Origin of the sequence: Caballeronia arvi, from assembly GCF_001544695.2 — a bacterium.
In the GTDB taxonomy this organism is placed as follows: Bacteria; Pseudomonadota; Gammaproteobacteria; order Burkholderiales; family Burkholderiaceae; genus Caballeronia; species Caballeronia arvi.
This window is the reverse complement of record NZ_FCOM02000034.1, coordinates 29,771-54,710: the sequence shown is the minus strand read 5'-3', so window position 1 is coordinate 54,710 and position 24,940 is coordinate 29,771. Positions and strand designations below refer to the sequence as shown.

Sequence of the window (24,940 nt, the reverse complement as noted above, 5' to 3'; positions counted from 1 at the left end):
AACCCCGCATGATCATCGATTGTCACGGTCACTACACGACCTCGCCGCCCCAGCACGAAGCGTGGCGCGCGCAGCAGATCGCCGCGCTGAAGGACGGCGCATCGCCGCCGCCGCGCCCCGCCATCTCCGACGATGAAATCCGCGAGAGCATCGAAGGTGGCCAGTTGCGCATCCAGCGCGAGCGCGGCACCGATCTCACGATCTTCTCGCCGCGCGCCGCCGGCATGGGCCATCATCTGGCCTCGGCCGACGCCAACGCGGTCTGGTCGAGCGAATGCAACGACCTCGTGCATCGCGTGTGCGCGCTCTTTCCGCGCAACTTCGTCGGCGTGTGCCAGTTGCCGCAGGCGCCGGGCGTGGCGCCGGAAAACTGCATCGCCGAATTGCGGCGCTGCGTGGAAGAGCTCGGTTTCATCGGCTGCAATCTGAATCCCGATCCTTCGGGCGGCCACTGGACCGGGCTGCCGCTCACCGACCGCTCGTGGTATCCGCTCTACGAAGCGATGGTCGAACTCGACGTGCCCGCGATGATCCACGTTTCGTCGTCGTGCAATGCGAACTTCCACGCGACCGGCGCGCATTACATCAACGGCGACACGTCCGCTTTCATGCAGTTGCTGCAAGCCGACCTGTTCGCCGATTTCCCGACGCTGAAGTTCATCATTCCGCACGGCGGCGGCGCGGTGCCGTATCACTGGGGACGTTACCGCGGGCTCGCGCAGGACATGAAGCGGCCACTGCTCACCGAGTATCTGCTGAAGAACGTCTTCTTCGATACCTGCGTCTATCACCAGCCGGGCGCGGAACTGCTCGCGAAAGTCATTCCGGCGAAGAACATCCTGTTCGCGTCGGAGACGATCGGCGCGGTGCAGGGCGTCGATCCCGAAACCGGCCATTACTTCGACGACACGCGCCGTTATATCGATGCGATCGAATGGCTCAGCGACGCGGACCGCCAGCGCATCTACGAAGGCAACGCGCGCACTGTGTACGGACGCCTGTCCGCGCAGCTCGAACGACAAGTATCGACCGAAGGAGCGACGACATGAATACGGCCGGATGGCGCGAATACGAATCGGCGGCCCAGGCGAGCCCTGCGATCCTCAACGCCTTGCGCGAACTCGCGGTCTCGCTTTTGAGCGACAACATGGCCCGCGTGAGCGGCACGACCGGCTTGCGCGCGTTTCATCGGCCGAAGCCGATGGCCGGCACAGCGGTCACGGTCCGCACGCGCGGCGGCGACAATCTCGCGATCCATCGCGCGTTCGACTACTGCCGACCGGGTGACGTGCTCGTGATCGACGGCGCCGGAGAACTCACGCAGGCGCTGATGGGCGACATCATGGCGAGCTTCGCGGAAAGCATCGGCGTGCAAGGCCTCGTGATCGACGGCGCGATCCGCGATGTCGGCGCGCTCGGCCAGCGTGCGTTTCCGGTGTATGCGCGCGGTGTGACGCATCGCGGACCGTACAAGAACGGTCCGGGCGAGATCAACGTGCCCGTGACCGTCGGCGGGATGGTGGTGCATCCGGGCGATATCGTCGTCGGCGACGAGGACGGCGTGCTCGCGATTGCGCCCGCGGATGTCGAAGCGGTGATCGAGGGCGCGCGCAGACAGGCGGCGAAGGAAGCAGCGGCGTTGCAGTCGATTGCTGAGGGACGCTTCGATCGTTCATGGGTCGCCCCGCAGCGCGACCGCATGATGAACGGCTGACACCCGTCATGCCCGATCATCTCGACATAGCCACGCTGACCGATCTTGCGCGACGCGCGGAAGCCCGGACGCCCGGGCCATGCGCATGCACGAAAACGCCGCTCGACGGCTGGCAATCCCAGCCGCTGTCCCTCGACGAAACCCAGTTGCGCGAGATCGGCACGTTGATGCCCGAACACGATCCCGAGCCGACCTTCGCCGAGTATCTGCCCGGCAAGATCGGTTATTGGTCGGCGGATGCGCCGATCGCGCCGCGCTACTCTCCCTACAACCGGTGCAGCGTGTGGGAATGTTCGGCGTGCGGGCGTCTGTATCTGCGCTATACCGAAGGCGGAGGCTATTTCGTCGATCGCAGGATTCGCGCGCTGCGTCTGCATCTGATCGAGGACGTCGCGCTCTAATCCGCGAACGGGGACACTCCAGCGCCGCTTTTATTCCCCCATCCCACGCAAATAAATCGCCGCTCTCTCGCGGAACAAACTCCCTCCTCCCGCTGTTTTGCTTTCGACGGTCGCGGCACACCGCGGCGGCCCCGAACGGCGCGATTCGTCCAGCGAACCGGCCACGCAGGAGGAATCATGCACCGCGCAATCTACGTCCTCGACCAGAGCTACTTCAGCTTCGGCTGCTTCTATCGCGTGGACCTGCGCAGCCGCAGCGGCCGCCTCATCGAAACGCACTACGTGAAATTCAGCGACATCGCGTGGTGCTAGGACGCGTGCGGCGCAGCCATCGATCAATTCAGGCTCGAGGAGACCCATCCCATGACCTACGCATACGCCCGCTTGCCAAATATCGTCCCCTACGATGAATGGCTGAGAGGCACGTCCGCGCTGCTTCAGATACGCAGTTCGGCGCTGAAGAATCTGGACGAGCAGATACAGCTATATCACCGCGATCGCACCGTCCATCAGTTCCATCTTCTGGTGAGCGCGTTCGAGTTCTGGCAAGAGTCTGCCGGCACCGGCGACGACTGGAAGAAAGTCTCGCGCAACGGCCTGAACTACTTCACGCTGCTCGATCAACAGTTGCGCGGCAAGGGCGACACCGACGCCGCAGCCGGCGCGCAAGACTTCATGACGCCTGCGCTCATCAACTCGCGGCTCGGCGTGCTGTATCTCTTCGGCAACATGGAGATCGAGGACGATACGTTCCAGGTGCTGCTCGAAGGCGCTTTCGAAATCACCAACGCCGGCCTCGGCTTCGCACCGGACAGCAACGACGCCGCATCCATCGCCGGCGATGTGCTCGACAACAGTCTCGTGCAAAAGTCGGCCTCGCTCGCGCTGGAACAGGTGCAGCAAAAGATCAGAAGACGCAAAGAGCCCACGCTCACGAGTTCCGGCCAGCTCATGACGTCCGGCATCACGCTGCCGGCGTTGAGCAGCGCGGCGCGGCGTCTCTATGAAGCGATTCGCGCCAAGGTCGAGGAAGGCGCGAAAAAGCTCTGGGACATGATCCGCGAGAAGGTCGCGGATATCCGCAACGATCCCGCAGGCTTCGCGCTCGACACGATGCCCGGCCTCTTGCGCAAGCTCGTCGATTTCCTGTGCGGCAAGCTGCTTGCGACCGTCGCGCCGCTCATCGGCGCGGGCCTCGATATCGCCAAGGGCATCGCCAATACCGTCGACAGCAGCATCACCAAATATCGCGAGTGGGTGCAGGGGCGCGACGTCCAGCTCATCACCGGACACCCCGGCACCATCGTGGAGGCGATCCGGCGTGCGATGAAGCTCTCCATCGGCGCGGGCGTCTACGACATGGTCAAGGGCGGCGCAAGTCTCGGTTTGCAGATCGCGAGCCAGGGCGCATCGACCATCGTGGATGCCGTCGTCTCCATCATGGAAACGCTCGCGAAGGTCATCTGGAAGATCGTCGAGATCAAGCGCATCAAGCGCTTTTGCGAGCAGGCGAAGGCGTACTGGGACGCGCGCATGCAACGCGACGCGCTGCATACGCGGCCGATCGCCTTCAACAGCTGGTTCAAGCGTTACGCCGTGCCGATACCGGCGCTCTCGGTGCTCGCGCTGAACTCCGGCATCTGCGGCGACAAGATGCATTTCCTCGCGATGTTCAAGGACAACGAAACCATCGTCACGCAAACGGAGTTCACGGCCGGCTGCAAGTACGTCGATGACCTCAAGGTCTGGGGATCGAACTATCTGGGCGATGCGGGCTTCGCGTTCAAATCGGACGATGCGACGATCAAGGGGCTGCTCACGCTCGCCGCAAGCCACACGGAAGTGCAGACGTGGGACCTGAAGCTGCGCAAGGCCGTTCTGGGCTTCCTGAACGGATAGCGACTCTACGCACAACACATCCGGCGCCTTCGCGTTTGCGAAGGCGCTTTCGTTTTAGGCCCGCGCTTCATGACGCCGGCAACACCCATCTCCGCGATTTCTTCCATCGGCACGCAAAAAATATCTCTGGAATAGAAGCCGCCGCCCGGCTGTTTTCGTCGCAATCCCTTCACGTTCCGAGGCATCGATCGCGATGAACGCCAGAACCATGCTCCAGGCCCTGCGCATCGGCTTCGCCATTGCGTGTCTGTGCGCGTTTCACAGCGTGCGCGCGGGCCAGTTCATTCTGCTACCCGAAGGAAACGTCACGCTGATCCGCGCGACGACGGTCTTCAACGTCGATGCGCCCATCGCGCTGGAGCCGGGCGATCTGCTCGCCATTGCAACGCAGGGCAGCGCGCAACTCGAAGCAGACGGCACGATCGTCGCGCTCGGCTCGGACACGCGCATCGCCGTCGATGCCGCGCCAGGCGGCGATTCGCTCGCGCTGCTTGCGGGCTGGATCAAGATCGCGCGCACGAAGGCGAACGCGCCTTTTTCGATCGACACGCCCACGCTTCAAGTCGCCTTGCGCGACGGCGTAGCCGTCCTGCACGCGAGCCGCGACGCGACCTCGCTTTTCCTCGAAACGGGCGCCATGACGCTCGCCCTGCCCGAACATGCCGACGCCCATCAACAGCTCGACGGCGAGCACTACGCCGCGCGTGAAGCCGGCAAACCGCTCGATGTGAGCACGCGCCCGGCGTCCGCGTTCATCGCCGGGATGCCGCGTCCGTTCCGCGATCCGCTCGCGTCGGTCGCATCCGTCGCCGCGTCCGCGAAGGCAAAGCTCATCGTTCCGTCTCAGGGCCGCCCGGCGACCTTTGCCGATCTCGTCGACTGGCTGACCGCGCCGCTCGGCATTCGCCGCAGCTTCGTCGCGCGTTTCCGGCCGCTGGCGCAGGGCGACCCGTTCCGCTCGCAAGTGCGCCAGAACCTGCGCACGCTTCCCGACTGGCGGCGCGTGCTGTGCCCGCCTCCCGCCATGCCGCGCCGGCGCGCAGTCGTGCCCGCGCAGACCCAATCGACCGAGGTGAACTCATGAGACTGTCGCTCGCCGTCAAATTCAATCTGGTGTTTCTCGCGGTCTTCGTCGTCGGCTTCGTTTCGGCCGGATTCGCCGCGCGCGAACTGCTGCGCCGCGCGGCCATCGAAGAGACGGTGCAGAATGCGCGCGTCCTGATGGAAGCCGCGAGCGCGGCGCAGAACTACACCGCGACGCAAGTCACGCCGCTCCTGCAGACGCAGCTCAAATACAGTTTCGTGCCGCAGTCGGTGCCGGCGTTTGCTGCGGTCGAAACGCTGATGACGCTGGAAAAGCGCCTCGACGGATATTCCTATCGCTCGACGATGCTGAACCCGACCAATCCGCGCGACCGGCCCTCGGACTGGGAAGCGGACGTGATCCGGCATCTGCACGACAAGCCTGAACTCAAGGAGATCGTCGGCCTGCGCGATACGCCCTCGGGGCAGAACCTCTATATCGCGCGCCCGAACCGCATCAACGATGCCGCCTGCATGGAGTGTCACAGCGTGCCGTCGCGCGCGCCGAAGACGCTCATCGACAAGTACGGACCCGACAATGGTTTCAACTGGGCGATGCACGAAGTCATCGGCGCGGATTTCGTGTCGGTGCCGATGGCGCTGCCGGTCGCGCGCGGCGACGCGGTGTTGCGCACCTTCCTCGCGTCGCTGCTCGCGGTGTTCGTGCTGCTGCTGATCGCGCTGAACGTCATGGTGCATCTGCTCGTCACGCGGCGCATCCGTGCGCTGTCGCGCGCCGCCGATCAGGCGAGTCTCGGCGAGCTCGATGGCGCGAATTTCACGGAGCGCGGCCGCGACGAAATCGCTTCGCTCGCTGCGTCGTTCGCGCGCATGAAGACGAGCCTCGTCGAAGCGTTCAAGATGATCGAGGCATGAGGTGGCAACGCCAGCCGTCACGCAACTCGGCAAGTACCGCATCGAGTCGATGCTGGGCGCGGGCGCAATGGGCATCGTCTATCGCGCGTTCGATCCACACATCGAGCGCCATGTCGCGCTGAAGACGGTTCGCCACGAGTTGTTCGAAAGCGGCGAGCGGGAGAGCCTGAAGGCGCGTCTGCGCAACGAAGCGCAAGCGGCTGGCCGGCTCGCGCATCCGAATATCGTCGGCGTGTATGACTACGGCGAAACGGCGGACACCGCGTATATCGCCATGGAACTCGTCAGCGGACAGGGGCTGAAGCAACGGCTCGACGCAGGCGGTCCGCTCGAACTTGCCACTGCGCTCGAGTGGTTCGCGCAACTGCTCGCCGCGCTCGGCTTCGCGCATGAGCACGGCGTCGTGCATCGCGACATCAAGCCCGCGAATCTGCTCGTGAGCGCGCAAGGGCGGCTCAAGGTCGCGGACTTCGGCGTCGCGCATGTCGAATCGTCCACGCTGACGCTGGCGGGCGCGATGATCGGCACGCCGAGCTACATGTCGCCGGAGCAGTTCACGGGCGAATCCGTCGACGGGCGCTCCGACCTCTTTTCCGCCGCGATCGTGCTGTATCAGATGCTCACCGGATGCCGTCCGTTCGCGGGCGCGTCGCAAGCCGACGTCATGCGGCAGATCATGCACGAGACACCGCGTGCGCCTTCCGCCTGTAATCCCGCGCTGCCGGCCGCCCTCGACGACGTGCTGATGCGCGCATTGTCCCGGCGTCGCGATGCGCGTTTCCAGACCGCGAACGCATTGTGGCGGGCACTCGATGATGCGACGAAGGGCACGTCAACGGCAGCGGACGACGATTGCACGATTCTCGAAGCGCAGGCCGTGACGCTCGCCTCGGGAACGGGCTCGTGGCGCGGTGACTCCCTGCCCTCGCTGACGATGTGGCCCAGCGCCATGCTCGCGCCGGTCGAGACGCAGCTTGCCGCGCAGATCGGGCCGGTGGCGCGTCTGCTCGTGCGCCGCGCGGCGGCCCGCATCGCCGATGCGCCGGACCTGCCGGCGCTCGTCGCGCTGCTCGCGCCGCATGTTCCATCCGACAAGGGCCGTGCGCAGTTCATCGCGGCCTTCGCGGACGGATCGAAAGCGGGCACGTCGCAAGGATCATCGCCTTCTTCATCGCTCGACGTGGACGAGGTGCGGGCCGCCGCGCTCAGGCTCGCCGTCTATCTCGGCCCGATCGCGCAGATCATCGCGAAACGCGAGGCGTCGCGCGCGGCCAGCCTGCGCGCGCTGCACGAGCGGCTCGCGGCGGCGATCTCCAGCGAAGCCGACCGCGCGTGTTTCGAGCGCGACGTCGGACTGTAACGACACGCATCAGAAGGAGCACGACCGATGGATCATTGCGCACCCCTCCGCTTGGCGACTTGCTCGGCATTCGGCCTCACCGACGCGGGGCGCGTGCGCCGCGAAAATCAGGACCGCTTTCTGATCGATGCGACGTCGAACCTCGTCGCGGTCGCGGACGGCATGGGCGGACACGCATTCGGCGCGCGCGCCAGTGCGACCGCGCTCGACTGCATCGCCGCGCGGCTCGCTGCCGATGCGATGCCGCACGGTCACGCCAGTGTCAACTTCTCCGATGACCCCGACGCCACTGTCTACGACGCGTCGGCGTGCGCGATGCGCGCCGCCGCCGATGCGCTCGGCCACGCCAACGCGGTTCTACACGCGATGAACCTGCGCGAGGGTCTCGCGCATCGATCGATGGGCACGACGTTGACGGGCCTCTGGCAGCCCTGCGGCTCCGCGCAGCTCATTTCGTTTCATGTCGGCGACAGCCGGCTCTACCGTTATCGCGACGGCGCGCTGACACAGTTGTCGCGCGACCAGACGCTTTATCAGCAGGCGCTGGAGCGCGGGGACATCGAGCATCTGCCGCCGCGCAACGTGCTACTGCAAGCGCTGGGCCCGCTGCCGTCGATCGCGCCCGTCGTGCAGGCGCATGCGTGGCTGCCCGGCGACCGCTATCTGTTGTGCAGCGACGGGCTGCACGGCGAGGTTGCGCATCGGGAGATGGAAGAGGTGTTCGCCGCGATGACGCCGCATGGCATCGACGATGCATGCAGGCGTCTGGTGGCGCTCGCGCTCGATGCGGGCGGCAAGGACAACATCACGGCGGTCATTGCGTGTTTCGATGGCGTCTAGTCCGTGCGGCTGTCGGCACGGTCGAACAGCCCCGCGACGAACACCGCATCCGGCAATCCCGCGCTGACACGCGCCGCGTCCGCGTGCCACCAATCGCTCATTCCCCGCGCGCCAGCATCTAACGGCGTCGAAACGCCGCTCAAGTCTTCCGCATGTGAAAGCGCCAGCAATCCCGCATCGAAATCCGCGAAACACGCGCGCTTATCGAGCGTCGCGAGCGCAAGCGCGCTGCAACGCGCGAACCACGCGTGCGCATGCGGACGCCACATCGGCCATGCGCGCGGTTCGACGGGCGCGGCGATCGTGAGCGGAAAGTGTCGGCCCACGCTGTCGACGCTCGGCATCAGCACGCCCGCCCAACCGCTCTTTCCCAGCACGCCGCCGCCGAGCGCGAAGCACCAGAGCGGCGCGGTCAGGTAAGCATCGAGCCATGCACGCCCGCGCGACGCGCGGCCCGCGAGCAGGCCCGCCTGCAACATCGCGTCCCATCGCTCGACGAAGCACGGCGGCAAGCGCCGCGTCACGAAGTCGCCGTTGCCGCGCACCTTGCCGAAGCATCCGGCGACGCCCGGGGACGTCATCACAGATGCTCCGGACAACGAAACTGTTCGAGCGGCGCGCGCCGGAACGGATTGACGACGCTCGTCGCAATCGCATCCCACGACTCGACGAAGCACGGCGGCAAGCGCCGCGTCACGAAGTCGCCGTTGCCGCGCACCTTGCCGAAGCATCCGGCGACGCCCGGGGACGTCATCACAGATGCTCCGGACAACGAAACTGTTCGAGCGGCGCGCGCCGGAACGGATTGACGACGCTCGTCGCATCCAGTTCGAGCACGGCCTTGCGTCCGGCGGAATCGAGCGTGAGCCTGTAGCGGTCCGGCTGCGTGGTGCCTTCGAGCCTGCCGGTGTCGATCAGATGCAAAAGCGCCCACGGACCGCTCGCATCGAGCGACGCGCTTTGTGTCGCAGAAGGCGGATCGAACTGCGCACTCGTGCGGCCCGTGTTCTTGCCGCTCGGCCATTGCAGCAGCATCGACTGGAGACCGTCTGGTTTCAGCGCGAGCTGCTGCCCGTCGATGTCGAGATTCACCTGCGTCACGGCGGGATCGAAGGACAGCGCCTTCACGCGAAAGCGGATCGACATGTCGCGGCTGCCGTCGTGGAAAAACGCGTCGCGAATCTGCGCGGCGCGCTGGAACTGCGCGAGCGCGTCGCGCGGCATGCCCGCCGGCGGTGCGCCCGCGCGCCATTGCCAGACCGGGCCGCTCGTATCGACCAGCGCGGCGAGGTTCTTCTGGAAGAAGTCGTCGATGAGACCGCCCGGCGCGAACAGCTTGCCGAAGTCGTCGGCGGCGACATCGCGGGTCGAGCCATGCACGAACGGATAACGGCCATCGAGCGCGCGGCGGCATAACGGCCCGGCGCTCGCGTTCCATTGCGCATCGAGACGTGCGCGCTCGCCGCCTTCCACGAGCGCCGTGCCCGCCGTGGCGAGCGATGCCGCGACGGGCGTGAGCGGCGCCGGCGTCGTCTGGCTCGCGAGCCTCAGCTTGCCGAGCGCGTCGCCGGCGGGTGCGGGCTGGCCCGTTCTGCGCGCGGCGTCGGCGGCGTCGAGATAGACGGCAGCGTCCTTGAGCGGCGCGAGCGCGCGATCCAGTGACGCGGCGTCGCCCGGCTTGCCTGCAAGCTCGTGCAACGGCTGAAAGTGCTCGTCGACGCGTGCAACCGCGAGCGTCGTCTCGCGCGCCGCCGCGACGATGAACTTCCTGAGCGGCGAATCGGGCGCGGCAAGCGCGTTTGCGATACGCGCGCCATCGGCCAGAGCGGTGACGGGCACGACGGTCACATAGTCGAGCAGGGCGTCCCATGCGTGGATATAGGCATCGACATAGCGCGCATCGAGGGCGGCGCGCAACGCTGCGACGCCATCGGGTGTGAGCGCGGCATCGTCGCGGCCGAGCACCCAGGCGTCCTTCGCGACATCGGCGAGCGCCGCATCGCGCAGCCGCGTGTATTGCGCGTAGCCGGCGCGGGTGTACGCACCCGCCACGCCGGTCGTGAGCGGCGCGCCGCTCGCTCGTCTGAGCAGCAGCGGCGCGTTCGGTCCGGCTGCGGCGCTCACGTCGAATGCGGTCAGATTCGCCTGCGCGATCTCGCCATCCACCCGGTTGCCGATGCGCTGCGACAGCGGCAATTCGGCCAGACGCGCGCGCGCCGCCTTGATGAGCGCATCGTCGAGCGGCAACGACGGATCGAAGCGCGTCTTGTCGAACAGCGCGGCTAGGTGCGCATCGAGCGCGCTTCTTTGGGCCGGGGTGGCGTCGCCGGCGAGCGCCGGGATCAGATGGGCGCGCAGCGCGGTGGGATCGAAATGGCGCGCGTCGCCGAGCATCAGATAGGCGCGCAGAGCTTCATAGCGATACGCTTCGGATGCCGAATGATTATACGATCCGCCATCGCGCAACTCCTGCGTGAGCTTGCCGACCGCGAGCGGCAGCAAGGTCTGATCGAGCAGGCGCCGGTATGTTACGCGCGCTTCCTGACCGAGCTTGTCGCCCTGATAGAGCCAGAGTCGGGTGAGCCACGGCACGGGCTTGCCGGCGTCCGCGTAGCCGCCGGGCAGCGCGCGCGCCGCGTCGAGCAACGGCAACACCGCGAGCGGGTCAGCGGCCGCGTTCGCCTCGTGCGCCAGTTGCGCGACATGCCGCGTCTGCCGCTCGAACTCGGCGACATAGGCACGGTTGCGCTGATAGCTCACGGCCATGCAGGCGAGCGCGAGCATCAGCGTCACGCCGACCAGCGCGAGCGCGCCGCGCCGCAGCCACGCGCTGCATCGCTCGAAGCGCGCGTTCGCACCCACCAGCCCGGATTCCGCGATTACCACGTCCTTGAGCAGACGATTGATGAAATAGGCGCGTCCCGACGCGTCGCGATGGTATCCGGCATCGCGCCGCAAGCCGAGTGATTGCGCGATGGCGCTGATCGCGCGGTCGATCGGCCGGCCGTGCTGCGTGCCGCTCGTGAAGTACACGCCGCGCAACAGCGGCGACGCCTCGAAGCGCGTGCCGCGAAAGGCGCCGTCGAGAAAGCGCCCGAGCGCCGGCTGCAGCCCCGCGAACTGCTGCGCGAAACCGTACACGCGCGCGCGCCGCTCCACGTCCGTTTCACGCTGCATGCGATGCAGCACGCGCGCCTGCAGCCGCGCGCCGAGCGCGTCGAATTCGGCCGGGAAAGCGGCGAGCGCGGTGCCCGCGCCCGGCGACTCGTCGAGCGTGAAGGTAATGCCCCAGACCTGGTTGCGCTCCGCTTCGCCGAGATCGTCGAAGAACTCGGTGAAGCCCGCGAGCAGATCGCACTTCGTCACGACGACGTAGACCGGCAAGCGCACCCCGAGCCGCTCGCTCAGCTCGGTGAGCCGGCTGCGGATCGCGCGGATGTGCGCATCGCGCGCGGCATCGTCCTGGCGCACGAGATCGGCCGCCGAGACCGTCACGATGAGACCGTTCAACGGACGGCGCGGCCGGTACTTGCGCAGCAGTTGCAGGAAGCCCGTCCACGCGGACTCGTCGGCTTGCGCGTCGCTGTCCTGCGTCGTGAAGCGGCCCGCGGTATCGACGAGCACGGCGTCGTCGGTGAACCACCAGTCGCAGTGCCGCGTGCCGCCGACGCCGCCGATGGCCTCGTCGCCGAGCTTCTCGCGCAGCGGAAAGCGCAGACCCGAATGCGCGAGCGCCGTGCTCTTGCCCGTGCCCGGCGCGCCGATGAACATGTACCACGGCAACTGATACACCCATTGACGGCCGTTGACGCCTTTCATCCGCGCCTGCCGCAGGATCGCGAGCGCCTGCTCGAAACGCTCGCGCAGCACCGCGAGTTCCGCGCTGCCGGCGGCTGCCGCCTGCCCCTGCCCCGCCACGCCGCTCATGAAGCGCAGATTGACGAGGCGCGAGGCGCCGAGCCGCATACCCCACGCCAGCGCCCACGCTGCGACGAGCACGGCCATCGCGATCCAGCGGCCGCGCGGCGATTCGAGCGGCGCGTGTCCGTCGAACGCGAGAAGCGGCCCTTCGAACCACACGACGACGAGCAACGCGAGCACGCCCGCAAGCGTGATCCACTTCGGATTACTGATCGTTTCAACAAGCTTTTTCATCGATGTCTCCGGTCTGTTTCTAATGTGTCAGGACGACGCGCCCGGCGCGAGCAGCGTGATCTCCACGCGGCGGTTTTTCGCGCGGCCGGCGGGCGTGTCGTTCGGCGCGAGCGGCTCCGCGTCGCCGCGCCCTTCCGCGGAAAAGCGCGCGGGAACGCCGGTCGCCGATGCGAGCATCGCGCGCACGCTGTCTGCACGCGCCTGCGACAGATGCCAGTTCGACGGGAAACGCGCCGACACCAGCCGCTGGTCGTCGGTGTGGCCCGTGACGACGACCTTGCCGGGCACGCTCTTCAGCGCGTCCGCGATGCGTCCGAGCAACGCGTCGTAGGCCGGATCGAGTGTCGCGCTGCCGGAGGCGAACAGGTTGTCGCCGGTGATCGTGACGATCGAGCGGTCCGGCATCTCGCGCACCGAGACCAGACCCTGCCGGATCTCGGGGGCGAGGAAGGTCGGGAGCGTCGCGGCGGCGGCGGGCATCGCGGCAGGCGCGATCACGCTCGCTTGCGCGGCGGGCCGCTCGCTCACGCGGATGCGGTTGAGCGCCTCGAACACCGGATCGGACGTGCGGTTCAGGCTCAGCGCGAGCGCGATATGCGTCGCCACCAGCACGACGCCCGCGAGCGCGGCGCAGACCCACGTCGGCATGCGCTGCCCGAGCGGTTTGCGCGCGCGCTCGGCGGGCCGCCAGTGCACCGACAGCTCGGTTTCGACCGCGCCGCGCTGATTGCGGATGATGCGCTCGAGCCGCTCGCGCACGGAGTCGAGCTGGCTGCGCCCGCCGTCGATCAGGCGATAGCGCCCTTCGAAGCCGAGCGACAGGATCACGTACAGCAGCTCCAGCACATCGACGTTGCGCGCCGGGTCCTGCGCGAGCCGTTGCAGGATCAGGAAGAAGCGCTCGCCGCCCGACGCTTCGTTATGAAAGGTCACGAGCAGGCTGCGGCTCGCCCAAACGCCGCTGCCCCACGGCGTGCCCGAGATCGCCTCGTCGATGCAGGTGCACAGGCAATAGCGCGCGGCGGCGAGCTTTTCGGTGTCGATGCCGCTCGCGCGCGCATCGTGTTCGAAGGCGCGCACCATCCGCGCGAGTTCGCCGCGCAGCCCTTCGATATCGGTAATCGCCGCGCGCTGGCGCAACGGCAACGCGAGTTCGAGCAGCGGATTGGCCGCGCGCACCAGCGGGTTCAGGCCCGCCGCAACCGCTACGGCCGGCAGGACCGGCGCGCGCGATGCGTGCGCTTCTTCCGCGCGCGAGGGGCCCGCCACGCGCCCGCCCGGCTGCGGAATCAGGATGGTGTCGTCCGGGTCGAAGCCGGCTTGCGGAAAGGTCGGTGCGTTCACGATGAAATCCTTTATGGACGGATCGCCCAGAACTCGAACTCGATGCCTGGAAACTCGCCTGCGACATGCAGCGCGACGCCCGCCGAAGTGGCGAACTGCCGCCACAACTCGCCGCCGCGTTCCAGCTCGAAATAGGTGAAGCCGGCGTGGAACGGCAACTGGCGCGGCGCGACCGGCAGCGCGCGCAACGCGATGCCCGGCAACTGCAGATTGACCAGATCGCGGATGCGCTCGACCGGCCCAAGCTTGGCCTGCTGCGGAAAGCCGTTGAGCAGCGCGGCCGGCGCGAGATCGGCCTTCACCGCGAGCACGAAGCTCGCGGACGCGAACAACTCGCGATCCGGCACGATCGCCACGCGCAGGCCGTACTTGCGCTCCTCCAGCGCGATCGGCACTGCATGCGGGTCCATCACCGAGCTCAGCGCAGTGCGCAGCGCGTCGATGAGCGGCGTGAAGGTTTCGTCGAGCCGCTCGTGGCGATAGGCCGGAAACGCGGCGGGACGCTTGCCGGCCTGACTGAAAGTCGCGAGCTCGCCCGCCAGTTGCAACGCGTGCTGATGCAGATCGTGTGGATGCAAACCCGTGGTCGACGCGATCCCGGCGAACAGCGGCTCGGCCCGGTTGAGCACCTGCAACAGCAGGAAGTCGGCGATCTCGGCCGCGCCGGTCGCGGCGGGGCGGGCCAGGCGTGCGGCGAGCGCATCGGCGCGTTGATGCATGAGGCCGGCGAGTTCATCGACGAATCCGGTGAGCCGGCGCGACACGCGATAGTCGAGGCAAGGCGGCGCGTAGCCGGCATCGAGCACGATGCTGTTGTCCGCACGCCGCTCGACGATGCGCGCAATCCCCAGCGACGTGTGCGCGTGGACCACGTCCCGCTCGAACGCGAGCCGCAACTGAAGCTTGCCGACCTGCACGAGCGCCGCGCCAGCGGCGCCGTCGTTGCTGTCGAGCACTTCGGTTTCCGCGATGCGGTGACGCGCGAAGCCTTCGCCCGCCTGCACCGTATGCGCCGCTTCCGGCACGCCATGACGCGCGACGGGCAGCGCGAGCACCACGGTCAGATCGCGCGCGTCCTCGGGAATGGCGAGCGGCAGCGGCAGATCGTCGTCGGCGGGCAGGCGGAACGGGCTGCCATCGGGGAGCACGCCCGCGCACGACGTCAGCGCGATGCGGCCGAGCTTCAGTTGCCCGACGTCGATTGTCAGTTCCGAGAAGCCGAACGCATAGGGCCGCAGCGCGGCGCAGCGGGCGTCGATCTGCGCGCGCAGATAGCGGTCGTGCTGTTGCAGATGCTGCGGCTGCAGCAGCATGCCTTCCGACCAGATCACCTTGTTGTTCCAGGACATCGTCGCCTCGCTATCGGATTGAAGGAGCCAGCGGCAGCGCGTCGGCGCTGTCGTTCGCTTGCCGTTCGTATGCGTCGTTGAAGGCGCTGCCGCACAGCGCCTGAAGGTCGTCGGCGCTCGCGCGCGTGAGTTCGGCATGCAGCGCGACGAGACGGTCCCACTGGCGCGCCTTGCGGCATGCGGGCAGCCAGTCGAGCAAGCCGCGCCGCGTGTCGGCGCGCGCGATCGCCTGCGGATCGAAGCGGCCGAGCAGGTGCTGCATGGCCGCGCGCGTGCCCGCTAGAACCGCGAGCTCGTGGCGGCGGATATCGTCGAATGCGCCTTCGAGCGCGGCCTGCGCGGGCAGATAGCCGGCGCTCGCGCCACGCAGCATCTGCGCGAGCGCACCGTCGCCGTCGGGGAAGAACTTGAGCGGGTTGTTGTCGCGCTGGACCAGCATCGTCGTGTCGAGGCTGATCTCGCGCTTGAGCACCGAGCGCGACAGCAGCACGTCCACCACGCCGCGCACCGCCGTGCGCAGCATGGCGCCCGCGAGACGCGCGGTCTCGGCGGTATCGCGCGTACCGAGCGCGCCGGCATCGACGCCCATGCCGTCGAGCAGCGCTCCGAACGACGATTCGGCGATGGCGTCATTGGCGGCTGGCAGCGTCGGCGGGTTGACAGCGCGTCGCGCAGGTTCGACAGCGACAGCGAAGGCGACATCGCCCAGCGGATCGTAGTCGTGCGGAATGCCGCCCGCCGGCGCATGCGCCGTCGCGCCCGCAGGCGGCACGTAGGCGAACTGCTCGGGCGGCACGTGATCGCTGCCGGAGCCGGCGAACACCGCGTGGCCGTCGAGCCGCGCCGGTGCTTCATACGCGTCGCCGAGCGGATCGAAGCGCGGCCCCGGCAGCGGGGCATCCGCGAGCACCGCCGCGCGAGCGAGCGCATCGTGCGCGCAGGCCTCTGTTACGGCGCACTCGCGCGGACTCGCGACGTCGAGCGGATCGAAACCGCGGCGATCGTGCACGCCGGGCGGCGCGTCGAAGGCTGCGGCGCTCGCGCGCGCCATCGTCCGCACGCCGAGCCGGTAGCCGCCGATTTCCAGTTGGTCGCCGTCGGCCAGCCACGCGGGCTGACCGCTCGCGAGCGGCCGTCCGTTGTGCCGGCTCGGATTGCTGCCGAGGTCGGCGAGCCGCCAGCCGTCCTCGCTCCAGTCGATGCGCGCATGCACGCGCGACACGGTCTTCGCCGCATCCGGCAGCATCATCGTGTTGTCGGCGCCGCGCCCGATGGTCCCGCCCGCCGCGCCGAAGCGGCAGGCGAGCGGCGCATCGGGCGCGCTGCCCTGATACGTGTCGACCGTGAGCGTCAGATACATGATGTCTCCTCCGTGCGCGTTCATTTCGAGCCGTCGTCGGCCTGGCGGGGCGCGGCGGGCGCATCGGGCGACGCGCTCGCCGCGCCCGCGCCGCCGCCCCCGCCGCCGCAGTTGATCTCCACGACCACGCCGTCGATCGTCACCGGTCCGGCCGCGCTGATCGCGATGCCGGACGGCCCGAGCACGATGGTGTTGCCGCCCGCCTTGAGCGTGAGCGTCGCGCCGGCCTCGATGGTGACGTTCGTCCCGCCCTTCACATCGACGTTAACACCCGCCCCCACCAAAATATTCGCCCCGCTTTTGTGTTGCGTATCGCCGCCGACATCGAGCGAGTATTGGCCGCCGATCCGCACGCGCTGGCTGCCCTGCACGGCGTCGCTGCGATTGCCGCCGCAGCGCGCGACGTCGTCCTGCTCGACGATTACATGGCGCTCGTTGCCGATGCGCGTCAGCGCGTCGTGCTTCACCCAGGTCTCAAGATCGCGCTCCGCGTGAAAGAACAGTTGTTCGGCGCCCTTGGTATCGTCGAAGCGCATTTCGTTGAAGCCGTTGCCGCCTTTGGTCGAATTACTCTTGAGCGTGGTGCGCGCCATCTTCGCGGGGAGTTCGCAGGGCGTCGTCTGCGCGGCGTTGTAGACGCTGCCGATCACGAGCGGCTGATCCGGGTCGCCCTCGATGAAATGCACCAGCACTTCCTGCCCGATGCGCGGCAGAAAGAACGCGCCATAGCCCTTGCCGGCCCACGGCTGCGCGACGCGCACCCAGCAGCGCTGCAGCGACTCGCGCGACTCCGCGGGCCCGAGCTGCTCCCAATGGAACTGGACCTTGATGCGGCCGTATTTGTCGGTATGAATCTCTTCGCCCTTCGGCCCGACGACGACCGCCGTCTGCGGCCCCGCGACGCGCGCGCGCGGCGTGCTGCGTGCCGCGCGAAAACCGGCGTCGCGTGGCAGCGCGCTGAACGCGCAATCGAAGACGGGCGGCCTGGCGTGCGCATCGAGTGTCGAGAGATAGTCATCCGAATTGACTTCGTACTCGGCCGAAACGATCAGATGTTCGCGGTTCTGCGACGCGAGCGGATGCCCGGTCAGCCGCACGAGACCGCCGGGCCAGACGGCGCGCGCAGTGGTGCGTGCGCTCACGAATACGTTGGACGCCTGATGCGCCTCGACATGCGCGCGCGCGAGACGCTCGGCGTCCGCGTGCTGCGTGTAACCCGGCGCGTGCTCCTGCATCGCGTAGACGGCCGGGTCGAACGGCGTGCTGCGCAGCCCGCGCGCGACCAGACCTTGCTGTGCCGACTGCAACGGCTTTTCGAAGTCGTAGTCGTTGATCTCGACGACGCCTGTCGCCACTTCGCCGCCCGCGGACCACGCGTAGATCCACTCGTGCTCGTGCGGCGTGGCCGGCTGCGGACGAAACGGCAGCTCGGCGCAATGCGGCGTCGCGCCGTGCACCTGCGACGAATCGGTGAGAATCAGCTTATGCTTGCCGCCCCGATGCTCGATGAAGTAGTAAATGCCTTCGCGCTCGGCAAGCCGGCTCACGAAATCGAAATCCGTCTCGCGATACTGCGCGCAGTGTTCGAGGCTCGGATAACTCGCCGAGCATTTGTTCTCGAAGTCGATGTGATAGTCCGCAAGCACCTTGCCGATGATCGCGGGCACGGTCATCCGGTGAAAGAAGCGGCAATGCGACGCGCGCGTCAGCAGCCACAGGCGCGGGCGCACCGTCGCGCGATACATCGCCGGGAGATTGGGCTGCGTGCTCGCGGGCCGCGCCAGCTCGAACGCCGTGACGATGCCGTTGTACTCGCGCGTGCCGCTGCCCGGTATTTCCAGCGACAGCGAGAAATCGCTGCCGAGCATCTTCGCGATGTCGAGATTCGAGCGGTCGGCGAGCAGTTCGAGATCCCATTGCGCGAGCCGCCCGAGCGCTTCGTGTCCGCGCATGCGATACAGCACGAGCGCGTTCTTGCCGAGCGCGCAGGTCACCTGCGCGATTCGATTGTCATCGGTGAGCATCATTGCGGGCCTCTTCATCAGCGAATGTCAGGGAATCTGCGTCTGGCGCGTCGCCGGATCGACGACCGTCACCACGCCGCCCCAGTTGCACAGGCACGTGGACACGTTGTCGAGCGACGGCTGCTTGCCGAGCAGCACCGTGACCGCGCCAGGCGTCCACGGCGTCATCGTTGCAGGCACGCAGGGCATCGGCGTCGGCGTGCCGAGCGCGGCGGCGGTGGCCGCGGCGACCTCCGGATTCGCCTGCGACGTGCACATGCCGAACGGCATGATGTTCACGAGCGGCTCGTGATCCATGATGTTCGCGGCGAGCGGCCCTTCGCAGCGCACGCGGTTCACCGGCAGCACGACGAGCGTCGACGGCGTTATGCCGAACGAGCATTGCAACGTCGCGCCCATGCTGACTTGTTGCGGCATGGCTCACTCCTCAATCGAAGGCATAGGTGAAGTCGCCGTCGCACACGCCGACTTCGACTTTCCCGACACGGCGGCCATCGACGAGACGGCCGAGGAATTCCGCACTGACGCGCGGCAGCAAGGTGTTGGTGAGGATCGCGTCGATCATGCGGCCGCCGCTCGCGAGCTCCGTGCAGCGTTGCGCGATCTGGCCGACCACGGCATCGTCGAAGGCGAAGCTCACGCGATGCTGCTCCGCGATACGTCGTCCGATGCGTGCGAGTTGCAGACGGATCACCGCATCGAGCATCGCGTCGTCGAGCGGGTAGTACGGGATCACCGCGACGCGCCCGAGCAGCGCGGGCGGAAAGGCGTCGAGCAACGGCGTGCGGAGCGCACGCGCAATCTCCTCGGGCGAAGGCACTTGGCGCCCGCCGCACAGTTGCGTGATCAACTCGGTGCCGACATTGGTCGTGAGCAGGATCAGCGTGTTGGAGAAGTCGATCTCGCGGCCTTCGCCGTCTTCCATGCGGCCCTTGTCGAAGACCTGAAAGAAGAGCTTGTGCACGTCCGGATGCGCCTTCTCGAATTCGTCGAGCAGCACGACGCTGTACGGACGACGCCGCACCGCCTCGGTGAGCACGCCGCCTTCGCCGTAGCCGACGTATCCCGGCGGCGCGCCCTTCAATAGCGACACCGTGTGCGCCTCCTGATACTCGCTCATGTTCACGGTGATGACGTTGTCCTCGCCGCCATAGAGCGCCTCGGCGAGCGCGAGCGCGGTTTCGGTCTTGCCGACGCCCGACGTGCCCGCCAGCATGAACACGCCGACCGGCTTGCAGGGATCGTCGAGACCGGCGCGCGCGGTCTGCACGCGGCGCGCGATCATCTGCATCGCATGATCCTGCCCGACGATGCGGCGGTTCAGCGTCGCGGCCAGATCGAGCACGCTCGCGGCTTCGTCGCGCACCATGCGGCCGACAGGGATGCCCGTCCAGTCCTGCACCACCGATGCGACCGCATGCGCATCCACGCCCGGCAGGATGAGCGGCGCCTCGCCCTGACGTTGCGCGAGTTCATCGGTCAGCGCTTTCAGATCGTAAAGCGCCACGGCCTCGCCGCCCTCCTCGATGGCCCGCCGCGCCGCGACAATGCGTGCGACGAGCCCGCGCTCCGCGTCCCAGCGCGCGGTCAGCTCGGCGAGGCGCGCGCGCTCGGCGTCGAGCCGGGCGGCGACATCGGCGGCGCGTTCCTGCGTATCGATGCCGAGCGCGGCTTCGCGCGCCACGATCTCGCTTTCGGTCTGCCACGTCTCGATGCGCCGCTTCGCATCGTCGATGGCCGGCGGCAGCGCCTGCTGGCTCACCGCGACGCGCGCACAGGCGGTGTCGAGCAGGCTCACGGCCTTGTCGGGCAACTGGCGCGCGGGAATGAAGCGATGCGAGAGCTTCACGGCGGCCTCCAGCGCCTCGTCGAGCACCTGCACGCCGTGATGCCGCTCCATCTTGCGCACGAGGCCGCGCATCATCGCGATGGCGTTTTCCTCGGACGGCTCCGGCACCTTCACCACCTGGAAGCGCCGCGTGAGCGCCGGATCTTTCTCGATGTGCTTCTTGTATTCGCTCCACGTCGTCGCCGCGATGGTGCGCAGCGTGCCGCGCGCGAGCGCGGGCTTGAGCAGATTGGCGGCGTCGCCGGTGCCGGCCGCGCCGCCCGCGCCGCCCGCGCCGACGAGCGTATGCGCCTCGTCGATGAAAAGAATCACCGGCCTGTCCGACGCCTGCACCGCTTCGATCACCTGCCTGAGCCGGTTTTCGAACTCGCCTTTCACGCTCGCGCCCGCCTGAAGCAAGCCGACATCGAGCGTGCGCACGACGGCGTCGCGCAACGCGGGGGGCACCTCGCCCGCGACGACGCGCTGTGCGAAGCCTTCCACCACCGCCGTCTTGCCGACGCCCGCCTCGCCCGTGAGGATCGGATTGTTCTGCCTGCGCCGCATCAGAATGTCGATGACCTGGCGGATCTCCATGTCGCGACCGACGATCGCGTCGAGCTTGCCCTCGCGCGCCTCGGCGGTGAGATCGACCGTGTAGCGGGCGAGCGCGTCGTTCTCCGCGAGCGGCGCGGCGGCTTCGACGGCAACCGCGGCATGCGCTTCCGGCGAGCCGTCGAGCAGCGCGTCGAAGCGCGCGGACAGCGCATCGAAGCTGATCTTCTCGAACTGGCGCGAGAGCGCGTAAAGCGCATTGCGCAGGTTCGGCGTGCGCAACATGCCGATCACGAGATGCCCCGTGCGCACCTTCGCGGCGTTGAACATCAGCGAGCCGAAGACCCAGCCGCGCTCGACGGCTTCGTCGACTTGCGCGGAGATATCGGACACCGCGCCCGCGCCGCGCGGCAGGCGATCGAGCGCGGCGGTCAGATCGCGTTCGAGCGCGGCCTCGTCCAGCTCGAAATGACGCACGAGGCGGCGCAGGTCCGAATCCGCCGCGAGCAGGATCTGATGCACCCAGTGCGCCAGTTCGACATACGGATTGCCGCGCAGCTTGCAAAACGCCGCGCCGTTTTCGATCGCGCGATAGGCAAGCGGATCGAGCTTGCCGAACAACGCCATGCGGCTGATTTCAGTCATGAGAAGTCTCCTTGCTTGTGGCTTGCGTGTGGCTCGCTCCCGCCCGCCCGGCGATCACGACCCGATGGTTGTCATGGACCGGCGCACCGCTCGTGAGCCAGGTGTTCCAGCCGAGCCGTGCGCCGCCGATTGCCTTGCCTTGCAGACGCAGCGGCGGCACTTCTTCGCGCTTCAGATGCAGCGCGACATCCCAGTCGAGCGGATCGCGCACGTAGTTGCGGACCCAGTCAGCGAGCTTCGCGAGGCTCGTCCCATCGGGCAGGAAGCGCACGAAATCCGTGTAGCGCAGCGGTCCGATCACGATGCGGAACTTGTGCTGGCAGTCCCACACCCGCGTGCCGACGACCGTCGATACCCCGAGCCGCGCACCGCCCAGACGCGTGCAGGCGTCGTCCGGCAGCGCGATCCAGTGACCGCTCCACGGTTCGATCGACACGTTCACGCCGAAGAAGCGCGCGAGGATCAGCCGCAGCCCGTCGGCATGGCGCGTCGGCGCGGCGAGCAGGCCCGCGAAGTGGCGCTTGGCGGAATCGGGCACGGCATCGCGGCCGGCGAGCGCGGGCGCGCCCAAACCGAAGAGACTGCCGACGTAATCCGCGAAGCGATCGTCATGCGGACGGTCGGCGCTCACGACCGGCTGGGCATCGGCCCATGCGCGATAGAAGAGCGACAGCATCCGGTGATGGAACACGTCGAGAAAGCGCGCGAGCGTCGGATCGTTTGCGTTACGCGCGCGCTCGCGCACATAGGCGGTCAGATGCGTCGGCAGCGGGCCGTTCGGTCCGAGCAGGCCGAGAAAATTCACCGCGAGCCGGCCGGGCTGTCCGGCCTCGCCCGGAACGAAGTCGCCGAGCGTCGTCGGATGGAAGATCAGCTCCGGGTCTTGCGAGAGGCGCACGGCGTCGTCGCGCGCGGAAAGCGACCGGCCGACGCGCGGACGATCCACATGCGCCTGCTCGATCAGCCGCAGCGCCTGGAAGAAGTCGAAGCGGCGGGCGTCGCGCGCAAGCACGCCATCGATGGTCAGAGCGTCGCGCATCGTCCGGTCCTCGCGGGCCACTGCATGATCGGGCCACGCGCGAGCGATGCGACATGGGTCTCGGTGAACGAATTGATCGACACGTACTGCGCAAAGAACTGCGCCAGCACCGCGCCGAGCAGGAACGCGCTCGCGCCCTCGAACGCGGCGTCGTCGAAGCGCAGCGTGATCGCGAGGCCGCGCCCGTAGACGATCGGCCCGGGCGTTGGCAGGCGCCGCACGACCGGTTCGCACGACACCGAACGCAGCCCTTCGACTTGCCGGTGCGCGGCGGCGTCATCGGCCGGGCAGTACAGCGCGAGCAGCTCGCGCAGCGCGCGGGCGCCTTCCTGGGCGTTCGTATCGACGAGCGACGCGTAGTTAAGCGAAAGATGATCGAGCAGCCGCCATGCGGCCGGCCCTTCGGCAAACGAAGGCAGCGGCCGGCTCGGGCCGGCGACGCAGCGCACGGCGGTGACGGGCGCTTCGGCATCGAGCGTGAAGTCGGTCGAGCCCGCGCCGACGGGCATCGACAGCGGCAGATCGCGGTTCGTGCACCACGCGCTGATGCCGAGCTGCCGCACTTCGCCGTCCTCGGACGCGTTCGCATCGACCAGCGCGATGAAGGCTTCGCTGCCGAGGTAGCTGCTGCGCGCGCCGTTCTGCTGCTGCCGCACCGACGCGCGCCGCGCCTCGCGGCGCAACTGATAGAACGCGCCGCCCTCGCCCGGCATGTCGAGATCCTTCGCGCAATGGAACGGGCGATACTGCTTCACCGCGCTCGCGCCCGCGCCGTAGCCGGTGACTTCGTCGATCTGATGGATTTCGTAGTCCATCGGGCGCGTGCGATCCACGACGACGTGATACTCGAATTCCGTGTCCGACAGCGCGACGCGGTCGGTGCGGCGGCGAAAGAGGTTGATGGCGGGCGTGCAGTCGAGCGCGAAGTTCGATGCATCGACGCCGCGTTCGAGCGACGCATCCGCCTGATCGAGCAGGATCACGATCTCCGCTTCCTGGCCGCGGCAATGACGCAGCGCGCCGCGCAACCCGTGCAACTCGACGAACATGAAACGCGGTGCGAAGGCGAAATACTCCTGCAGCAGCCGGTAGCCATCGAACGATTGCTGGCCGACCGGCAGAAGCGCCTCGTCTTCGGCGAAACCGAGCGGCCGCAAGGCGGTCTTCGGCAGCACCGCGAGCGTGGCCGCGGCGCTCGCGCCGTTGCCCGGCTGCATCACCGCGACGCCGACGCAATGCGCGAGCAGACGCTCGTGCAGGCGGGCCGGCAGGCCGTCGGGGCCGCGCAGATAGAGCGCGAGACGATCGAGCGAGAGGCGGTCGAAGCCGAGCGAGCCGGTTGCGCGAAGGCGCAGGCGCAATCCCGCCTTGACGTTCGCGGGCAACGACGGCGACGACGCGTCGAGCGAGCCCGCGAGCGTAGAAAACTTCGCCTGCGCGATCTCGACTGGCCACAGCGTCAGCGCATGCGCGGTGCGGAATTCGCAGCGCGTCGATGCGGACTTGTCGAGCATGCCGCGCAGCGCCGTATGACGGGGCACGACGATGCCATCGGCGCTGGCCGCGAGTTGCGGGTTCGCGTGATCCGCGTGAAGCTGAACGACCGTCATCGACGGCGTCGGCGCCAGATAGTGCGGATACGCCAGTTCCAGCAGATGCTGCGTGAAGCGCGGAAACTCGGCATCGAGCTTCATCTGCACGCGCGCGGCGAGGAAGCTGAAGCCTTCCAGCAAGCGCTCGACATACGGGTCCGCACATTCGACGCCGTCCAGCGCGAGCCGCCCGGCGATCTTCGGGAACGCGGCGGCGAACTCACCGCCCATCTCCCGCACGTGCTGGAGCTCCTGACTGTAGTACCTGAGGAACGCGGGGTTCATGCCTGCTCCCCCGCCGATGATCCGGCGCGCGTCGTCGATGCATCGGCGACGCGCACCTCGCCCGCTTCGAGATCGAGCTCCGTGCGCAGAAAAAGCCGCTCGGGATATGGCTGCGACCACATGTCCGCCTCGATCTCGAAGCGGATCACATGGCTGGTCTTCGCGCCGCCCTTGCCGTCTTCGATCGCCGTGACGCGCACCGATTCGCGCGCGAGCCGCGGCTCGAAAGCCCACAGCGCGTCGCGGATCAGGCGCTCGAGCGTGCCCGCCGTGAGCGCGGCGACGTCGCGTCCCGCGAGATCGGGCAGACCGTAGTTCAGCACCGATGTCGCGACATGCGGCAGGTTCGTCGCATCACCCGCGCTTCCCACCTCCCCGAGACCGCTCGCGTTCAGCAGCCAGCCGATGTCGCGCTGCACGCTGTCACGCAATGCGCGCGACGAGATCACGCGCCGCTCGCGGGATTCATGACGCGCGTGCGGCTCGAAATCGGTCAGGCGGTCCAGCAGCGAGGGCTGCAGGCGGTCCCGGGCGGAAGGTTCGGACATGGGCGGCTCCTTTCAGGCGTAATGGTCGGACAGGACGAACACG

At 67.9% G+C, this 24,940-nt stretch carries 21 protein-coding genes; 9 read left to right on the top strand and 12 right to left on the bottom strand.

Annotated features, from left to right (window positions below; translation table 11 throughout):
- Positions 1–8 precede the first annotated feature (8 nt).
- From AWB74_RS28625 to AWB74_RS28590, 9 genes are all read left to right on the top strand, one after another.
- Positions 9–1,049, top strand: coding sequence for an amidohydrolase family protein (locus tag AWB74_RS28625; protein ID WP_061150011.1), 1,041 nt, complete (start codon positions 9–11; stop codon positions 1,047–1,049).
- Positions 1,046–1,714, top strand: a complete 669-nt coding sequence (locus AWB74_RS28620) for an RraA family protein (protein ID WP_061150010.1) — start codon at positions 1,046–1,048, stop codon at positions 1,712–1,714. Before AWB74_RS28625 ends, AWB74_RS28620 begins: the two co-directional genes overlap by 4 nt.
- An 8-nt stretch (positions 1,715–1,722) precedes the next feature.
- A complete protein-coding gene (locus AWB74_RS28615) occupies positions 1,723–2,115 on the top strand; it encodes a hypothetical protein (protein ID WP_061150009.1) in 393 nt (130 codons plus the stop codon).
- A gap of 177 nt (positions 2,116–2,292) precedes the next feature.
- Positions 2,293–2,427, top strand: a complete 135-nt coding sequence (locus AWB74_RS48220; RefSeq protein ID WP_268811209.1) for a hypothetical protein — start codon at positions 2,293–2,295, stop codon at positions 2,425–2,427.
- Positions 2,428–2,478: 51 nt separating this feature from the next.
- A complete protein-coding gene (locus AWB74_RS28610) occupies positions 2,479–4,014 on the top strand; it encodes a hypothetical protein (RefSeq protein WP_061150008.1) in 1,536 nt (511 codons plus the stop codon).
- A 193-nt stretch (positions 4,015–4,207) separates the two neighbouring features.
- The gene (locus AWB74_RS28605; protein ID WP_087039235.1) at positions 4,208–5,098 is read left to right on the top strand and encodes a FecR family protein; all 891 of its coding nucleotides are present in this window, start codon (positions 4,208–4,210) and stop codon (positions 5,096–5,098) included.
- Complete coding sequence (locus AWB74_RS28600) at positions 5,095–5,973, top strand: Tll0287-like domain-containing protein (RefSeq protein WP_061150006.1); 879 nt, start codon at positions 5,095–5,097, stop codon at positions 5,971–5,973. The genes AWB74_RS28605 and AWB74_RS28600 overlap by 4 nt, the downstream gene beginning before the upstream one ends.
- A 1-nt stretch (position 5,974) precedes the next feature.
- Positions 5,975–7,333, top strand: a complete 1,359-nt coding sequence (locus tag AWB74_RS28595) for a serine/threonine-protein kinase (protein ID WP_061150005.1) — start codon at positions 5,975–5,977, stop codon at positions 7,331–7,333.
- A 27-nt stretch (positions 7,334–7,360) separates the two neighbouring features.
- Complete coding sequence (locus AWB74_RS28590; RefSeq protein ID WP_061150004.1) at positions 7,361–8,173, top strand: PP2C family protein-serine/threonine phosphatase; 813 nt, start codon at positions 7,361–7,363, stop codon at positions 8,171–8,173.
- On the opposite strand, the gene tagF is transcribed toward AWB74_RS28590, so the two are convergent.
- Genes tagF through tssE form a run of 12 tightly spaced genes read right to left on the bottom strand, consistent with a single transcriptional unit; the run spans position 8,170 to position 24,897 of the window.
- Positions 8,170–8,754 (bottom strand): type VI secretion system-associated protein TagF, encoded by a 585-nt coding sequence (gene tagF / locus AWB74_RS28585; RefSeq protein WP_061150003.1) that lies wholly within the window; start codon positions 8,752–8,754, stop codon positions 8,170–8,172. The two genes, AWB74_RS28590 and tagF, sit on opposite strands and share 4 nt — an antisense overlap.
- Entirely contained in the window at positions 8,754–8,927 is a 174-nt protein-coding gene (locus tag AWB74_RS28580; RefSeq protein ID WP_087039234.1) for a TagF domain-containing protein, read from the bottom strand. The genes tagF and AWB74_RS28580 overlap by 1 nt, the downstream gene beginning before the upstream one ends.
- A complete protein-coding gene (tssM, locus tag AWB74_RS28575) occupies positions 8,927–12,328 on the bottom strand; it encodes a type VI secretion system membrane subunit TssM (protein WP_061150002.1) in 3,402 nt (1,133 codons plus the stop codon). The genes AWB74_RS28580 and tssM overlap by 1 nt, the downstream gene beginning before the upstream one ends.
- A gap of 27 nt (positions 12,329–12,355) precedes the next feature.
- Positions 12,356–13,672, bottom strand: a complete 1,317-nt coding sequence (gene tssL, locus AWB74_RS28570) for a type VI secretion system protein TssL, long form (protein ID WP_061150001.1) — start codon at positions 13,670–13,672, stop codon at positions 12,356–12,358.
- A gap of 11 nt (positions 13,673–13,683) precedes the next feature.
- A complete protein-coding gene (tssK, locus tag AWB74_RS28565) occupies positions 13,684–15,021 on the bottom strand; it encodes a type VI secretion system baseplate subunit TssK (protein ID WP_061150000.1) in 1,338 nt (445 codons plus the stop codon).
- Between the two features lie 10 nt (positions 15,022–15,031).
- Positions 15,032–16,381 (bottom strand): type VI secretion system-associated FHA domain protein TagH, encoded by a 1,350-nt coding sequence (tagH, locus tag AWB74_RS28560; protein ID WP_087039238.1) that lies wholly within the window; start codon positions 16,379–16,381, stop codon positions 15,032–15,034.
- Positions 16,382–16,401: 20 nt separating this feature from the next.
- On the bottom strand, positions 16,402–18,408 hold the full coding sequence (locus AWB74_RS28555) for a type VI secretion system Vgr family protein (protein WP_061149998.1): 2,007 nt from the start codon (positions 18,406–18,408) through the stop codon (positions 16,402–16,404).
- A gap of 24 nt (positions 18,409–18,432) precedes the next feature.
- Positions 18,433–18,822, bottom strand: a complete 390-nt coding sequence (locus AWB74_RS28550; RefSeq protein WP_061149997.1) for a DUF4280 domain-containing protein — start codon at positions 18,820–18,822, stop codon at positions 18,433–18,435.
- Positions 18,823–18,832: 10 nt separating this feature from the next.
- Positions 18,833–21,433, bottom strand: coding sequence for a type VI secretion system ATPase TssH (gene tssH, locus AWB74_RS28545; RefSeq protein ID WP_061149996.1), 2,601 nt, complete (start codon positions 21,431–21,433; stop codon positions 18,833–18,835).
- Positions 21,426–22,472: a type VI secretion system baseplate subunit TssG gene (gene tssG, locus AWB74_RS28540; protein ID WP_061150040.1), complete on the bottom strand. Its 1,047-nt coding sequence runs from the start codon at positions 22,470–22,472 to the stop codon at positions 21,426–21,428. Before tssG ends, tssH begins: the two co-directional genes overlap by 8 nt.
- The gene (tssF, locus tag AWB74_RS28535; protein ID WP_061149995.1) at positions 22,457–24,349 is read right to left on the bottom strand and encodes a type VI secretion system baseplate subunit TssF; all 1,893 of its coding nucleotides are present in this window, start codon (positions 24,347–24,349) and stop codon (positions 22,457–22,459) included. Before tssF ends, tssG begins: the two co-directional genes overlap by 16 nt.
- Positions 24,346–24,897, bottom strand: coding sequence for a type VI secretion system baseplate subunit TssE (gene tssE, locus AWB74_RS28530; RefSeq protein WP_061149994.1), 552 nt, complete (start codon positions 24,895–24,897; stop codon positions 24,346–24,348). The genes tssF and tssE overlap by 4 nt, the downstream gene beginning before the upstream one ends.
- Positions 24,898–24,940: the final 43 nt, after the last annotated feature.

Bases quoted from the DNA above. Each gene is read 5' to 3' on its own strand.
- AWB74_RS28610 (WP_061150008.1), top strand. From the start codon at position 2,479: ATGACCTACGCATACGCCCGCTTGCCAAATATCGTCCCCTACGATGAA.
- AWB74_RS28550 (WP_061149997.1), bottom strand. From the start codon at position 18,822: ATGCCGCAACAAGTCAGCATGGGCGCGACGTTGCAATGCTCGTTCGGC.
- tssG (WP_061150040.1), bottom strand. From the start codon at position 22,472: ATGCGCGACGCTCTGACCATCGATGGCGTGCTTGCGCGCGACGCCCGC.
- AWB74_RS28590 (WP_061150004.1), top strand. From the start codon at position 7,361: ATGGATCATTGCGCACCCCTCCGCTTGGCGACTTGCTCGGCATTCGGC.
- AWB74_RS28555 (WP_061149998.1), bottom strand. From the start codon at position 18,408: ATGATGCTCACCGATGACAATCGAATCGCGCAGGTGACCTGCGCGCTC.
- AWB74_RS28620 (WP_061150010.1), top strand. From the start codon at position 1,046: ATGAATACGGCCGGATGGCGCGAATACGAATCGGCGGCCCAGGCGAGC.
- AWB74_RS28625 (WP_061150011.1), top strand. From the start codon at position 9: ATGATCATCGATTGTCACGGTCACTACACGACCTCGCCGCCCCAGCAC.
- AWB74_RS28580 (WP_087039234.1), bottom strand. From the start codon at position 8,927: ATGACGTCCCCGGGCGTCGCCGGATGCTTCGGCAAGGTGCGCGGCAAC.
- tssM (WP_061150002.1), bottom strand. From the start codon at position 12,328: ATGAAAAAGCTTGTTGAAACGATCAGTAATCCGAAGTGGATCACGCTT.
- tssE (WP_061149994.1), bottom strand. From the start codon at position 24,897: ATGTCCGAACCTTCCGCCCGGGACCGCCTGCAGCCCTCGCTGCTGGAC.
- tssH (WP_061149996.1), bottom strand. From the start codon at position 21,433: ATGACTGAAATCAGCCGCATGGCGTTGTTCGGCAAGCTCGATCCGCTT.
- AWB74_RS28605 (WP_087039235.1), top strand. From the start codon at position 4,208: ATGAACGCCAGAACCATGCTCCAGGCCCTGCGCATCGGCTTCGCCATT.
- AWB74_RS28600 (WP_061150006.1), top strand. From the start codon at position 5,095: ATGAGACTGTCGCTCGCCGTCAAATTCAATCTGGTGTTTCTCGCGGTC.
- tssF (WP_061149995.1), bottom strand. From the start codon at position 24,349: ATGAACCCCGCGTTCCTCAGGTACTACAGTCAGGAGCTCCAGCACGTG.
- AWB74_RS28615 (WP_061150009.1), top strand. From the start codon at position 1,723: ATGCCCGATCATCTCGACATAGCCACGCTGACCGATCTTGCGCGACGC.
- tagH (WP_087039238.1), bottom strand. From the start codon at position 16,381: ATGTATCTGACGCTCACGGTCGACACGTATCAGGGCAGCGCGCCCGAT.
- tagF (WP_061150003.1), bottom strand. From the start codon at position 8,754: ATGACGTCCCCGGGCGTCGCCGGATGCTTCGGCAAGGTGCGCGGCAAC.
- tssK (WP_061150000.1), bottom strand. From the start codon at position 15,021: ATGTCCTGGAACAACAAGGTGATCTGGTCGGAAGGCATGCTGCTGCAG.
- AWB74_RS48220 (WP_268811209.1), top strand. From the start codon at position 2,293: ATGCACCGCGCAATCTACGTCCTCGACCAGAGCTACTTCAGCTTCGGC.